The sequence below is a fragment of the Chryseobacterium jejuense genome (assembly GCF_017877355.1).
Lineage (GTDB): Bacteria > Bacteroidota > Bacteroidia > Flavobacteriales > Weeksellaceae > Chryseobacterium > Chryseobacterium jejuense_A.
This window is the reverse complement of record NZ_JAGIPR010000002.1, coordinates 141,857-156,284: the sequence shown is the minus strand read 5'-3', so window position 1 is coordinate 156,284 and position 14,428 is coordinate 141,857. Positions and strand designations below refer to the sequence as shown.

Annotated in this window: 16 protein-coding genes; 3 read left to right on the top strand and 13 right to left on the bottom strand. The window is 35.3% G+C overall.

The features are described from left to right. Positions 1–2: 2 nt before the first annotated feature. The 5 genes from J2772_RS04495 to queG all read right to left on the bottom strand — a co-directional run bounded on the left by J2772_RS04495 (position 3) and on the right by queG (position 4,346). Entirely contained in the window at positions 3–1,091 is a 1,089-nt protein-coding gene (locus J2772_RS04495) for an efflux RND transporter periplasmic adaptor subunit (RefSeq protein ID WP_209913714.1), read from the bottom strand. A gap of 59 nt (positions 1,092–1,150) precedes the next feature. Then, positions 1,151–1,483, bottom strand: a complete 333-nt coding sequence (locus tag J2772_RS04490; RefSeq protein ID WP_209913713.1) for a hypothetical protein — start codon at positions 1,481–1,483, stop codon at positions 1,151–1,153. Between the two features lie 324 nt (positions 1,484–1,807). After that, positions 1,808–2,260 carry an SRPBCC family protein gene (locus J2772_RS04485; protein ID WP_209913712.1) on the bottom strand — a complete coding sequence of 151 codons (453 nt, stop codon included), beginning with the start codon at positions 2,258–2,260 and terminating at the stop codon, positions 1,808–1,810. A 103-nt stretch (positions 2,261–2,363) separates the two neighbouring features. Beyond that, positions 2,364–3,047 (bottom strand): TIGR02117 family protein, encoded by a 684-nt coding sequence (locus J2772_RS04480; protein ID WP_209913709.1) that lies wholly within the window; start codon positions 3,045–3,047, stop codon positions 2,364–2,366. Positions 3,048–3,407: 360 nt separating this feature from the next. After that, positions 3,408–4,346, bottom strand: coding sequence for a tRNA epoxyqueuosine(34) reductase QueG (gene queG / locus J2772_RS04475; protein WP_209915027.1), 939 nt, complete (start codon positions 4,344–4,346; stop codon positions 3,408–3,410). Between the two features lie 171 nt (positions 4,347–4,517). Here queG and J2772_RS04470 point away from each other — a divergent pair, with 171 nt between their 5' ends. From J2772_RS04470 to J2772_RS04460, 3 genes are all read left to right on the top strand, one after another. Further along, positions 4,518–4,817: a rhodanese-like domain-containing protein gene (locus tag J2772_RS04470; RefSeq protein WP_123859517.1), complete on the top strand. Its 300-nt coding sequence runs from the start codon at positions 4,518–4,520 to the stop codon at positions 4,815–4,817. A 27-nt stretch (positions 4,818–4,844) separates the two neighbouring features. After that, positions 4,845–5,462: a hypothetical protein gene (locus J2772_RS04465; protein WP_209913707.1), complete on the top strand. Its 618-nt coding sequence runs from the start codon at positions 4,845–4,847 to the stop codon at positions 5,460–5,462. Between the two features lie 474 nt (positions 5,463–5,936). Beyond that, positions 5,937–6,167, top strand: a complete 231-nt coding sequence (locus J2772_RS04460) for a hypothetical protein (protein WP_209913706.1) — start codon at positions 5,937–5,939, stop codon at positions 6,165–6,167. 38 nt (positions 6,168–6,205) lie between these two features. On the opposite strand, the gene J2772_RS04455 is transcribed toward J2772_RS04460, so the two are convergent. The 8 genes from J2772_RS04455 to J2772_RS04420 form a co-directional block, all read right to left on the bottom strand. Continuing rightward, positions 6,206–7,009 carry an alpha/beta fold hydrolase gene (locus tag J2772_RS04455; protein WP_245365126.1) on the bottom strand — a complete coding sequence of 268 codons (804 nt, stop codon included), beginning with the start codon at positions 7,007–7,009 and terminating at the stop codon, positions 6,206–6,208. A gap of 4 nt (positions 7,010–7,013) precedes the next feature. Further along, positions 7,014–8,003 (bottom strand): NAD(P)H-dependent flavin oxidoreductase, encoded by a 990-nt coding sequence (locus J2772_RS04450; protein ID WP_245365124.1) that lies wholly within the window; start codon positions 8,001–8,003, stop codon positions 7,014–7,016. Positions 8,004–8,398: 395 nt separating this feature from the next. Next, a complete protein-coding gene (locus J2772_RS04445) occupies positions 8,399–9,766 on the bottom strand; it encodes a peptidylprolyl isomerase (protein ID WP_209913704.1) in 1,368 nt (455 codons plus the stop codon). 86 nt (positions 9,767–9,852) lie between these two features. Then, positions 9,853–10,776: a PfkB family carbohydrate kinase gene (locus tag J2772_RS04440; RefSeq protein ID WP_209913702.1), complete on the bottom strand. Its 924-nt coding sequence runs from the start codon at positions 10,774–10,776 to the stop codon at positions 9,853–9,855. Positions 10,777–10,803: 27 nt separating this feature from the next. Continuing rightward, a complete protein-coding gene (gene gldD / locus J2772_RS04435; RefSeq protein WP_209913700.1) occupies positions 10,804–11,361 on the bottom strand; it encodes a gliding motility lipoprotein GldD in 558 nt (185 codons plus the stop codon). A gap of 44 nt (positions 11,362–11,405) precedes the next feature. Then, complete coding sequence (gene mutY / locus J2772_RS04430) at positions 11,406–12,440, bottom strand: A/G-specific adenine glycosylase (RefSeq protein ID WP_209913698.1); 1,035 nt, start codon at positions 12,438–12,440, stop codon at positions 11,406–11,408. Between the two features lie 82 nt (positions 12,441–12,522). After that, on the bottom strand, positions 12,523–12,978 hold the full coding sequence (locus J2772_RS04425; protein WP_245365122.1) for a hypothetical protein: 456 nt from the start codon (positions 12,976–12,978) through the stop codon (positions 12,523–12,525). 78 nt (positions 12,979–13,056) lie between these two features. Beyond that, positions 13,057–14,424 (bottom strand): DUF5458 family protein, encoded by a 1,368-nt coding sequence (locus J2772_RS04420; protein WP_209913694.1) that lies wholly within the window; start codon positions 14,422–14,424, stop codon positions 13,057–13,059. Positions 14,425–14,428 lie beyond the last annotated feature (4 nt).

Below are 14,428 nucleotides of genomic sequence, written 5' to 3'. Positions count from 1 at the left end.
GATTAATACTTCTTTTTAATTTTAATAATATCACCATCCTTTAAGGACTGAGTACCTTCATAAATGATTAAATCTCCTTTTTTAAGACCGCTTTCCACCATATAGGAATCTCTCAGAGTGGCTCCGATCTTGATGTTTGTCATTTTCACTTTATTCTGCTTATCCACTACAAAAACATAGGTTTTATCCTGAATGGAGAATGTAGATTTTTGCGGAATAAGAATGGCATTATCCTGATTTTCGGAAATGATAAGTTTACCTGATGTACCGTGTTTAATCAGACGGTCAGGATTCGGGAAAAGAACTTTATATCGGATAGATCCCGTAGTTCTGTCGATTTCTCCTTCAGCGGTTTTTAAAGCTCCGTTAAACTGATAATTCACGCCGTTTGGCAGCGTTAATTCAATTTTCTGATGACTTCCTATCTTATCATTGGCTAAAAGTTCAAAATAAAGGTTTTCCGGGATTGAAAAGTAGGCGTAAACCTCGTTAAGCTGTGATAAGGTTGTTAATAAAGTTCCATTTTCCACCAAACTTCCGTCTTTAAGAGGAATAACGTCTATTACTCCATCAAAAGGGGCTGTAATCTTTGTGAAACTGATTTTCTGAAGTACGGCTCTTCTTTCAGCATCTGCAAAAGCATGCTTAGCCTGAGCGGATGAAAGTTTAGCTTTTACCAGCTCCAGCTCATTATTGGCTACAAATTTTTTAGCATGAAGGCTCTGGATCTGCTTCAGTTCTACTTCAGCAATACGGACATCAGCCTGAGTTTGTTTCAAAGCAGCATTGGCCTTTAAAAGTTCCATCTGTAACTCAGCATCATTGATTTTGAACAATGGCTGTCCCTGATGAACAAACTGTCCTTCATTAACATAAATATGCTGAATAATTCCACCGATTCTGGAACGCATCTCCACGTTTTTCTTAGCCTGAATATCGGTCACAAACTGATTGCTTACCAAGGTATCTTTTTCCTTGATTTCCAGTACGGGAACTTCTTTCTCTTTTTGATCGTTTTGTTTCTTGTCTTTATTGCATGACACTGCGAATAATATTGCAAGACTGCAAATTATTACATTTTTAAAATACATTTTTGAATGTTTAAGTTATAAAATTTTCGTTAAAATAATCTGAATTTCAATAACTTAAACTAGTACAATTGGAGGAGATGGAGAAAGGATTTGACTCCACAAATCGCAGAAACTGCAATATCAGGAAGAGTAATTTTCGGAGCAATTTTTAAAGCTGCTGAGAAATCCCCCACTGCAGGATCGTCTTTACGAAGTGAATGTTTTACGATTTTAGAAGCTGCAGGCAATGCATGCGTATTCATATCGGCTTCTTCATAAACATCCAGCAAATGGATATTGCTTACATGCGGAAGGTGAGGAATATTCTGTAATGATGTTTCTGCCCAATTCGAATTGAAAAGGGTAAAAACCATTATGATATAGAAATAGAAAAGTGACCTCAGACCTGCCATGTCAATCAGAATACTTAGTTTTTAGTAAAAAACGATAGTGCTGCAAAAATAAGAAATTTTGATGGAGTTATTGCCTTTTAACTGTTAAAAAAACTTAAACAATGCCGATAAAATCACGTTTTTTTTAGTAATTGGAGTCTTTGGCATATTATGAGAGCAAAAATCTAGAGATTCTTGCGGCATGACAAAGAATGAATATTTGTTGTCATTCTGAATACAGACTGAAGGTCTGCAAACGCAGTTCAGGAGTGGAATGAAGAATCTGTAAAAACAATCAATGAGATTCTTCCTCCGTCAGAATGACAGGCAGAACATTTTTTTTCCTTAAAACAACCTGCTCAGCACTCTGAAACGGTAATCAAAGATGTATTCCAATTTATTTTTCACGAATAAAGAATGGGCCATTTCGCCAAAGAATCCCATGGGAATCTCATAATCTATGGTATCTCTCATTAAAACACCTTCATTATTTGGGATAAATTCATGATGATGATTCCATAATTTGTAAGGACCTTTTCTTTGGTAATCGATGAAGCTTTTCTGAAAATCCACATGGATGATTTCAGTCTGCCATTTCATTTTAATCCCAAATAATGGAGAAACATAGTAATCAATGAGCATTCCTTCATAAATTTCATCATCTTCCATTTCTGTCAATACCGTAAATCCCATATCCTTCGGTGTAATTTCTGAAAGATTGTTGGCTAAGGAAAAGAATTTCCAGGCGGTCTCTATATCACAGTTTAATTGTTGTTCACGGAAAAGCTTATGTTTCATCTTACTTCTTTTTAATTATACATCCACACCAAAACAGGCTTTGCTGAATTTTCATTCTATTGATGATAAAGCAATAGAACAACTATGTAAAACAGATTTATATTTATTTATAATGCTGGAAAATCCCAAAATCTGAGGGAGTCCAAAGAGCAGCTTTCTGCCCTGCAGCTTTTAAAGCATTATTTGACCAGGTATTACAGGTATAAAGGAAACTGTAGGTTCCTTTGGCGTCATAAAATGCATCGTTATCACCATATACTGCATCGGTAGGAATCAGCATGAATTTTCCGTTCTGATCTCTATCGAATTTATCTTCTACAAATTTAATTAAGTTTTGATACTGACTTCTGCTGATCATAATCATTTTACAATCTTCTCCTTCTTTCATGGCATAATAATAAGTACAATGCATGGCGGAATCACTCAACCAAAAAGCGGCTTTTACAGCTGTTGAGAACTTCAGGTCAGCCCAGGTTGGCGTATCCAGATAAAAACCTTTATCTCCCCATCCTATTCCGATATATTTATAATCTGTTTTCTTAGATTTTGTATCTGCAAAAGGGATCATAAGACTCCAATCCTTCATATCATTCTTTACAGGCATTACAATGTCGGTATGAACACCGTTTGTATAAATGTAAATAGCAATATCTTTCGGCTCCCCATCATCTTTGGCTGAAACCGGAATAAACGGAATCAGTAATCCCAGAAGAACATAAACAATTACAATTCCCAGAATGACTCCCAGAATTTTCAATGTGTAAATTAAAATGGTTTTCACAGTCATGTTTTTGAATAAAATTTAATATATAATTTTCCGTAAAAGTATTTTTTTTAATCGAAAAAATAGCTATATTTAATTACGAAATATTCACAAATATGCGTAAAAATACCAAGTCACAGAAAAGATTTAAAGTAAGAGTAAAAACTGCTCCAAAAAGAATACAAAAAAAACGTTGATTTTCGGTGAGATTCTGATCTCCTGAAAATCAATTTTTCTTTTTAGGAAAGGATTTTTAGACAACTTATTCAGTTAAATCAAAACCTCCTTAGTGTTGAAAATCTAAGGAATGGTCAATTATCAGCTTTTGTTTGGAACTTGAAAAAATTCCAAGGTAGGAATTATCACCAAATAGGTAAGCAAAAATCAGTCTGAAGACCGCTCTAAAAATTCAATATTTCTCTTCAGACCTGCAAATTTGGTTCTCTTTACAGGTGATTTTCTGAAAATCTCGGAGAAAATTTCCTGAGTAAGTTCTTTCCATTCTCCTTTTTTGAAGTTCTTCAGGGCCTCATTGGGTTTGAATCTGCTCTGATTATTAGGTGCAGAAAATCGGTTCCAGGGACATACATCCTGGCAGATATCACAGCCAAACATCCAATCTTCCATTTTATTTTTGAAATGATCCGGAATTTCATTTTTCAGTTCTATGGTAGCATAAGAAATGCACTTGCTTCCATCAATGATCTTTTCTGACACAATAGCATCTGTGGGACAGGCATCCATACATTTTCTACAGGTTCCGCAATGGTCGGTTGTTTCATGATCGGCCATAAGCTCAAGATCGCAGATAATTTCTGCCAGGAAATAAAAAGATCCGTTCTGTTTGGTAATTAAGTTTGCATTTTTCCCCACCCAGCCAATTCCTGATTTTCTAGCCCAGCTTCTCTCCATTATCGGTGCAGAATCTACAAAAACCCTGAATCCGAATTCTCCTATTTCTTCCTGCAATTCAGCAACCATTTCACGAAGAATTTCCTTGATGACCTCATGGTAGTCTTCAGCGTATGCATATTTTGATATTTTAAAATTCTCAAGAATAGGGATCTTTTCTTCAGGAAAATAATTGTAAGAAAGTGAAATTACAGATTTAGAACCTTCTACCAACAATCTTGGATCGAGTCTTTTATCGAAATGATTTTCCATGTATTTCATTTCCCCATTAAAATTGTTTTTCAACCATTTTTCAAGGGGTGTAGCGTCTTCCTCCAAAAAGTCTGCTCTAGATATGCCACAACTCTGGAATCCAAAGCTTTTAGCCTTGGATTTTATCAGTCCGGAATATTTTTCAGCACCAGCGTTCATTAATTTCACACTGCAAAATTAAGATTATTTTATCAATCTTTAGGTTTTGTCATCCCCTTCCTGTTTCATTTGAATACAGCATTCTTTCTAAAATATATGTTTTAATTAAGAATTTTTTCAAAAAAAAATTACGTAATTTCGTCTATAATTTAATGTTTAAAACAAACAACTATGTCTTTAATAGAAGTAATACAATCCGGAAACTATGAATTGATCGACGTTCGTGAGCCAATGGAGCTTGAAATGGACGGAAATATAGATGGTGCCAAAAATATTCCACTGGGTGAAGTAGAAGACAGACAGGATGAGATCCTATCTATTGAAAAGCCGGTAATCTTATTCTGCAGAAGTGGAAACAGAAGCGGAAAAGCATTGGAATACCTAAGTGCTCAAGGATTAAAGGACGGTTATAACGGCGGAGGCTGGGCTGAGCTTAAAGCTGTTCTTGAAGCAAACAGAGGAACTTTTTAAAAGTTCCTTTTTTTATATCTTTTCATCATGAATCTAAAAGACCAATTTGAACAGCTTTGTTTACCTTTCACCAAAGATGTAAGTTTAATCAATAGCCTATGGAAAGAGATTGAAACTAAGTACGCTGAAAAAGACAGACATTATCACAATCTTCTTCATCTTGAAAACATGTTCACGGAGTTTGAAAATGTAAAAAGTAATATTTCTGATTTTACCACGGTTTCTTTTTCTGTTTTCTATCATGATATTATTTATAATACAAACTCTAAATCCAATGAGGAGAAAAGTGCTTTAAAAGCTACGGAAAGGCTTACTGAACTTGGTTTATGTCAAAGTAATATAATCCTTATTTCTGATCAAATTCTGGCCACCAAACATCATCAAAAATCAGAAGATGAAGACACCAATTATCTTTTAGATGCTGATCTTTCCATTTTAGGGAAAGACCTTGAAACTTATCTGGCGTATACCAGAATGATTAGAAAGGAATATTCTATTTATCCTGATCTTCTTTATAAGCCTGGCAGAAAAAAGGTACTTAAGCATTTTCTGGAATTCGAGAGTATCTTTAAAACTGATTATTTCAGAGAGAAATATGAAGCACAGGCAAGATCAAATATTGCGGCTGAAATTCAGTTATTGTAAGCTTAAAAAGCAAAGAGATACAAAATTGCATCTCTTCACACATTCATCTCAAACAAACATTTAATGATTTGCATCATTAATTTTCGTACCTACTAAAAACCTTATTTTCAAAAATATAAAATATTATATCCCATAATAGAGATATTTATTGTATGTTTATTGTAATTTTAGGCCAAGATAATTACTATGACTGCACATTAATGCCATTCATTTTTTCATAAAATCACATATACTCTATCTTACTCAATTTTATATATTAAGAAAATAATTGGGCTACTGTCTTCTTCATCTTAAAATATTTTAAATCATTCTGATTCTTGTTTAAATACATATTGTACAAATTCACAGTATATAATAGGTATAAGCGTAACAACAAGTATAAGAGAGAGTGAAAAAAACTCACAGAATACATTATTAACCTGAGTTCGGGATAAGAAAATTAAGGATAATAGGCTAGAAGCTGGAAGCGAGAGGTTGGAAGTTACTATCGGAGCTACAATTTCTGACGTTGCCGTAAAATTTGATGAAGCAGTCTTTAAAGGAATAATAAATGACAGGGTTGTAAGTGCTTTTTTTAACCTCAACTCACTTCCCTCTCCAAGCTCCAGGCTTCCTTACTTACTAAAAACAGAAATGTCTTATCCAGAACTCAGGTTTATTAAGTTTTATTATGCATTTATACCTAAAAAAGCTACCTCAAAGTGAGATAGCTTCCTATTTTTATTTCGTTAAGTCTTTTCGGCTTAAGAATTATTACGGATAAACTCCACAGCTTTTTCCAAAACCAAGTCCGGAATTTCTTTGTGTGGTGTATGCCCGACTTCCGGAATAATATATTTTTCCGCATTGCCACTTACCTGAGAAACTGTTTTCTCCAGTTGATCCAGAGTACCATATTCATCGGCTTCTCCCTGAATGAACAGAAGCGGACAGCTAATATCCTTTAAAAGATATTCTACATTCCAGGTTCTGTAATCGTCACGGGTCCAGGTTTCTGTCCAGGCTCTGAATAATGTCTCGACTTTATCACCATGATATTTATGCAGACGTTCCGGCAGATTAGTGGTTTTATAAGCTTCCCAGACATCATAAACACCTTTTAAAGTTACTTCTTCCACAAAGATATGTCCAGCTTCACAAATAACAGCTTCTACTCTTTCCTGATATTTTGCTGCCGTGATTAAAGCAATGGTTCCTCCGTCACTGTGTCCAAACAAAATAGCATTCTCAATATTGAGTTCCACTAACAACTCATTTAAGAGATCAGCTTCCAATTCCATGTAATTTACCGGTCTTACATGAGTAGGCATCGGATGAGATTTTCCATATCCTAAACGATCATAAACAAGAACGTTGCATTGTGTGGATTGTGATAATTTCGCAGGAAAGTCTCTCCAAAGTTGTACAGATCCTAGCGAATCGTGCAAAAAAACAATAGTTGGCTTACCTTCAAATGAATGATAATATTCTGTGTATAGTTTTTTCCCTTTTACATCAATGATTCTTTCCTCCATCAATTCAAATATAATAGTGTCTATCTCTCCCAATTTTTTAAAAAGAAGGCATTTTTGTTTCCTCAAATTCTTTCAGCAAATGATTAAAGACGGTTTCTACCGGAAGGATGTTATCAATTAAGGCTGAAACCTGCCCTATTTCAAGTTCACCGTCTTCCATATCACCTTCAAACATTCCACGTTTTGCTCTTGCTCTTCCTAATGATGCAATAAGGGCCTCTTTGTTTCTTCCAGCCTGGTAAATATCTTCCAGTTCGCTGAAGAATTTATTTTTAACCATTCTTACAGGAGCTAATTCTTTTAATGTAAGATGAGTGTCACCTTCCTGAAGTTCTGTGATTTTCTTTTTCCAGTTTTCATGAGCACTTGCTTCTGTAGTAGCGGCAAAACGGGAACCTATCTGTACTCCGTCTGCTCCAAGAATCATTGCTGCTTTCATCTGAGAACCTAAAGCAATTCCTCCAGCTGCAATTAATGGTTTGGAAATATGTTTTTTTACATTTGGAATAAGGCAGAAGGTTGTGGTTTCATCTCTTCCGTTGTGACCTCCGGCTTCAAATCCTTCAGCAACCACTGCATCTACTCCTGCTTCTTCACACTTTATGGCAAATTTGGTAGAGGAAACTACGTGAGCTACTTTTAAACCTTCTTTTTGTAAGGTTTCTGTATATGTTTTCGGATTTCCGGCTGAAGTAAATACAATTTTCACTCCTTCTTCCAGAATAATCTGAATGATTTCTTCAATATTGGGATACAGCATAGGAACATTCACCCCAAAAGGCTTATCAGTGGCCTGTTTGCACTTCTGAATGTTCTCTCTAAGGATATCAGGATACATACTTCCTGCTCCTATTAATCCTAATCCACCACAGTTGGAAACAGCTGATGCCAGCTTCCATCCGGAATGCCAGATCATGCCTGCCTGGATAATGGGATATTTGATATTAAAAAGTTCTGAAATTCTATTTTGACTGGCCTGCATATCATGTAATTTTTTTGCTGCGTTGAAATCTATAAAATTGCTCATGCGTAAAAATACTAAAAACAAAGGTTTTACGAGAATAATTTAAGACTGAAATATTTGGAAAATAATCTATGATGTTCAACTATAAAAATCATAAAAATTGTGTAATAGTTTATAGACATTAAACTTCAGACTTTATGCATTTAAGTTCTTTTAAAATTCATTATGTATGCTTGTAAGATGCGTTGTTTAGATTCCTATGGAATGATAAGATTACATATAATCTTGAGTATTGTTATTTTTCACTTCAGAAATCCAACCTATTATTTTTGAATAGATATACAGAGATTCGTCCTTCGTCAGAATGACAAAACAAATCTTCTACTTGATAAATGGAAGACCTCCTTTAATTATTTTCGGATACAAAAAAACCTTCAGAAATTCTGAAGGTTTTGATTTTATTTTTTGATTGATTCTTTCTTCCAGTTGGATTTGAAGTTACAGCTATCGTAACGTCCGTCAATGGAGATGAAAGTATTTGGTAACTTGGAGTTGACAAATTTCTCAACCATTTCGTTTTTCTTTTTATTAAGAGCCATCTGCTTGATTCGGCTAAAGTCTGTTTCAAGAGTGATCTGGTGTGCAGGAATAACATCTTCCAATTTAATGATTTTCACCGCTTTTCTTCTGTTATCTTCATCTTCAAAAGCAGTGGTAACATCTCCTTTATTCAAACCTGCCAATTCGTAGCTGATAGTTCCAGGGATACTTTCTCTTTCAATTTTATCAGAACCGTCTCCACCAGGAATTACACCTGCATTGAACTTGGTTTTTTTATCATCTGAAAACTTGAACGCTGCATCTTTAAACGTCATCTTTCCGTCTATAATTAAACCTCTGATGCTGTCTAATTTTGCTTTTGCTGTTTTCATTTCTTCATCAGTAGGAGTAGCTTTCAAAAGAATGTGTCTTGCATCATATACTTTTCCTGATCTTTTCAGTAACTGAATGATGTGGTATCCGAATTCAGATTCAATAGGGTCTGAAATTTCGTTTTCCTGAAGGTTTAATGCTGCAGCTTCAAACGGCTTCACCATCTGTCCTTTATTGATGTTTTTATATAATCCCCCATTGGAAGCGGAACCTTCATCTTCAGAGTAGATTCTTGCCTGGCTTTCAAAAGTTTCTCCACCAAGAATATCCTTCTTAATTTTTTTCAGTCTGTTGATAAGATCCTGTTTATGAGCCTCCGTTAAGGTAGGATACATCATAATCTGAGCTAAAGTAACTTCATCTTTTACCTGTGGCAACTGCATTTTATACATATTATAAAAGTCAGTAACCTCGTTAGGCGTAACATCTGCTTTCTCAGTAATTCTCTGGTATTTCGCCTGTCCGTAATATTGATCCGTATCGATTTTCTCGATAGCGTTTTTCATTTCATAAGAATTTCTGAACTTATAAGCAGCTAATAATGTTTTTTCATCCGGAAATTGAGAAAGCAACTGACGGTATTTTTGATTAGCCTGCTCTTTGATTGCAGCAGAACGGTTTTCAATTAGTGTATCTTTTTTTGCTTCGTATACAAGAAGTTTGTTGTTGATAAGGCTTTCAAGGAACTCACATTTATCTGTGTTATTAGCTCCCTGCTGTTTCCCATAATTCATCTGCTCCGTAACATCTGATTCCAAAACAATTTCATTTCCGATTACAGCAGCAATACCATCCACTAAATCTCCCGGTTTTAGCTGGGCATTCATCATATTGGATGAAAATATCATGATGAAAATCCCAAGAAGATAAGTGATTTTTAGTTTATTTGTCATTTTACTATTTTAACAAGTTGCAAATTTAGAATTCTTAACGAATTTCACTCAATTTTTTATTATAAATATTTCTTAAAAAGACTTATTTACTGCAGTTCAACATCAAATGTCGTCAATTCTTTAAATTGTCTCAATCTGCTGAACATATCTGACTCATTTACTTCCTGAATTCTTTCTGTTCCGAATTTTTCTACAGTGAATGATGCCATAGCAGATCCTACGATTAATGCAGATTTCATGGTTTCGAAATCAATTTTTTCTTTTTTAGCAAGGTAAGCAGCAAAACCTCCTGCGAAAGTATCTCCGGCTCCTGTTGGATCGAAAACATCTTCTAATGGAAGTGCAGGGATTGCAAATACTTTATTGTCATGGAAAAGTAAAGCTCCGTGCTCTCCCTTTTTGATGATAACATATTCAGGTCCCATTGTGTGGATCTTTTTAGCAGCTTTCACTAAAGAATATTCTCCAGAAAGTTGTCTTGCTTCTTCGTCATTAATGGTAATTACATCTGTTTTAGCAATCATATCCATCAGAATATCTAATGCACAATCCATCCAGAAGTTCATGGTATCAAGGATAACAAGTTTAGGACGGTTGTTCATTTTTTCCAATACGGATAACTGAACTCCAGGGTGTAGATTTCCAAGTAATAAAATTTCGGCATCCTGCATTGAATCAGGGATTTTAGGATCGAAATTCTCCAATACGTTTACTTCTGTAGCCAAAGTATCTCTGGTATTCAAATCATTATGATATTTTCCTGACCAGAAGAATGTTTTTCCTTCTTTTACAATTTCAATTCCTTCGATATTTATTTCTCTCTTTGTAAACATATCAAGGTGTTCCTGTGGAAAGTCTCCTCCTACTACAGAAACAATACCGGATTTAACGCCTAAAATAGATGAAGTGATCCCAATATAAGTAGCAGCTCCGCCTAAAATTTTGTCCGTTTTACCAAATGGTGTTTCAATTGCATCAAATGCAACACTTCCTACAACTAAAAGTTTCATATATTTTTCAATGTATATTAAAAGTAATTATTTTTTCCATTCAAAAGAGTCCAGCATGTGTTTCATATCGTTTTTGATATAGTTTACTGCAGGAGCCAGAGAGTCCGGTTTCGGTCTCGTATTAAAGTATAAGTAAGCAGTTACGAAGTGTTTCGTACTGTCTGTAATGTAAAATTGAAGATTGGAAGCACTCTGTCCTTTCAGTTCATAGAAATTTCCGTATACCTTTTTTTCAGGATATTCAAAGGATTTCGTGTCTATGGAACTGGCTTTGATGGTATGTTCGTACACCATTTTTTCGGCTTCCTTGATGTGTTGAGCAAAGTCATTCTGTATCGGATAATAGGTTACGAAAACCTTTGCCTTCATCTTCGGATAGTTCAGATAATACCAACAAGGTTTTTTCGCTGCTGTAATATTGGCAAAATCCGAATACTCGAAAGTATAAGCACAGTTGTTTTCAAACTTCTGGTATTTCGGTGCCGGGTATTCCAGACGCAGTTCTCCGTACGGTTTCGGAACCGGATCTTTTCCACAGGAAATTAAAAGCAGTGATACAAAAATAAAAATGACTTTTTTAATCATTTTGCAAAAGTACAAATTAGATTTCAGATTTCGGAAGACAAATTTCAGTCTTTCAATGAGTTTTGAATGTAATTTTCCAAAGGCTTCGGAAAGGATTTTTCGTGAGAACCTTCAACATCCGTAATCTGGTATTGATTTTCAGCAACAAAACGATTCCATATCTCTTCTGAAGTTACCTCAACCTTAAATATTTCAATGCTTAAATTCTTGTGTGTCAGTTTATGGTTAACTGTTTTCGAGCCTGTAATAAAAGTTTCCATTTCAGAAGAAACAGAAATTGGGAACTCAAATAATTTTTTCCAGATAAAGTCATCTTTTCGCTGACGGATTAGAAATTCTCCATTTCTGTGAACAAAATAATAGGTTAAAGCAAGGTCTTCAGTCTTTACTTTTTTTGTTTTCACAGGATAATTTGCTATTTTTTGAAGAGAAAAAGCAAGGCAGTCTTCATTAATCGGACACTCTCCACACAATGGATTTTTGGGTTTACAGATCTCTGAACCGATATCCATCATCGCCTGATTGAAATCTCCAACGTTATCCGGCATTACAAGAGTCGCCAGTTCTGAAAAATAGGTGAATGCCCTTGAGTTTGAAATATCAAAATCGTCTGCAAACAAACGGCTGAGAACCCGGTAAAAATTTCCGTCTACCGCCGGGATCTTGCCTCCAAAACAGATACTTGAAATGGCTGCAGCTGTATACTTTCCAATTCCTTTCAGTTTTAAAATTTCATCATACTGATTTGGAAATACCCCATGATAATCATTCATAATTTGCTGGGCAGCTTTATGAATATTGATGGCTCTGGAATAATACCCCAGGCCTTTCCAGTAGAGCAAAACTTCATTTTCCTCAGCTTCGGCCAAGGTTTTTACATCCGGAAACCTTTTAATGAAATTATTATAATGATTAAGCCCCTGATTGATTCTTGTCTGCTGAAATACAATTTCACAGATCCAGATTTTATAAGGATCTTTTGTCTGTCTGAAAGGCAGATCTCTTGCATTATTTCTATACCATTCCAAAAGCCTGTTTCCTATATGAAGAAAATCTGAGGCTGCATTATTCTTTTCCAAAAACCAATCTGTTTAAATCCTTGAAGAGACTTTTATCTCTTTACTCTGAGCATTATTTCAAGACCACAAAGATAGGTTTATTTTATTTTTTCTTCACTGAATATACCGAAGCTCCCCTTAACCACTGATATTTCAGGTTTCTTTCTTTGGCTATAAAACGATATCCATCCAATTTTTTCAGGTATAAGTACATGGAATCTTCTTTCAGCTTTAACTTGTGAGGTGATAAAAACATCATCGGCATATCCAATGTGGAATCTCTTACTGTTTTCAAAATTCTTCCGGAGCTAACCTTATAAAGAAAAAATGCTTTTCCACGGCCTTTCGAACTGTCTGCAAGCTTTACTTCTGAACTTGCCAAGACCAATTCACTGCCATCGAAACACTCTTCTTCGTCCATGATATAAGCCTTCCCTTCCTGACGTTCATCTGCAAAAAGGTCTTCCTCGTACTGGCCCGGACTTTGGTATTTTTTTTCACAGCTTACTAAAAGAGCCATTAATAATACAGGCAGGCCAATGGTAAGTTTAATTTTCATTTTAATATTCATAGATATTGGTAGAAAAAAACCGATGTAAAAAATGCATCGGTTTTTATTATTAAAAATAAGGTGTTATTATTCCTGAGCATATTCTGCATCCCATTCGTTACCGTCATCTCCTTTGTGTCCGTCTAATTTAATTACGAAACTTTTTGTAGGGAAATAAGGGGTCATACGGATATCAAGCCACACTCTGTCTTTGTTTACTCTATCCTGTTCGAAACGAACGATCTTAAATTTCTCAATCAATTTGTCCGGTCCTTTGATATTGTCAAGGAACGTTACAATTTGTCTTCTCAAATCGTCTTCGTTTTTAGCATTCCAGTTTTCGAAGGCTCTTCTGTTTAGGAAGTCCAGTAATACTTTAGTTACATAGTCAAATACACGAACTACTGAATATGTCTGAAGACCGATGTTGTCTCCTGTAAATAATGTCTTTGCAGAGAAAGCCATAATTTTACCATATTCGTTAACCATTGGTACAAGACCCATTTTTTCCAACTGAGAAATTTCACTTTTCTTCAATTCGAATTTTACAGCGTCCACTTCGTTGATATTACCATGTTTTTTACCTGCTGCTACCTGAGACATCAGTGTTTTATGGATTTTTCCTGCTAGTGAAGTGGAAGGTGGAAGTTCTACATTTTCTTCTTCACCTACTTCTTCAGCTTTTCCACGTCCTACCAGCCAGTTACATGTCATGATAACGTTACTTCTGTGAAGTTCACCACCTGTAAGGTTTGCAGAATGGAATAAATCTACTACGTCATCCGGCTTATCAAGGTTCGCAAAGTCTGTAACCATCATTACTTTGTTCTCGTTACAGATTTTAGCCCACTTTTCAATAACTTTATTAGATCCTAAATATCCAGGGATAGCAAGGATTGAATAGTTATCTCTAAGGTCTAAACGGTCGTAGTAATTTTTGAATTCTTCAGAAATGGCATCAATGAATAAAGGATTGTCTAAGTCTGAAACCTGATCCAGGCTTGCATTAACAATACTTACGTTATCCACTTTATCCAATTCTGTATTTTTGTAGAATTGAGCTACAGTTCTGTAGTTGGTTTCCAACAGACGAACGGCATCCAGTGTATTTTTTAGGTTTTTCTTTAGGTTCTGATCAGCCTGTTGTGCTTTAGTTTTGCACGTATCAGCCATTTTATCTGCAGATTCGCTGCCTTCTAAAAGGCTTACCCAAAGATTGATCTTCTGAAGAAGTTCTTTTCTTTCGTCTGATTTATTATTATCGTTAAGGAAAATTTCTTTCCTTGCTTTTCTAGTTGGGTTCATATTGGCGATACCGTCTACAACGGATTCAACAAAGCCAAAACCTCCCATTTTATTGAGCTCAGCAAGCGGGTTGCCTTTCGGTTGCCCTGAGTGCTGCTGCTGCTGCTGTCCCTGCTGCTGGCTTTCTTGCGCCTGTAATTTGCTATCCATGATT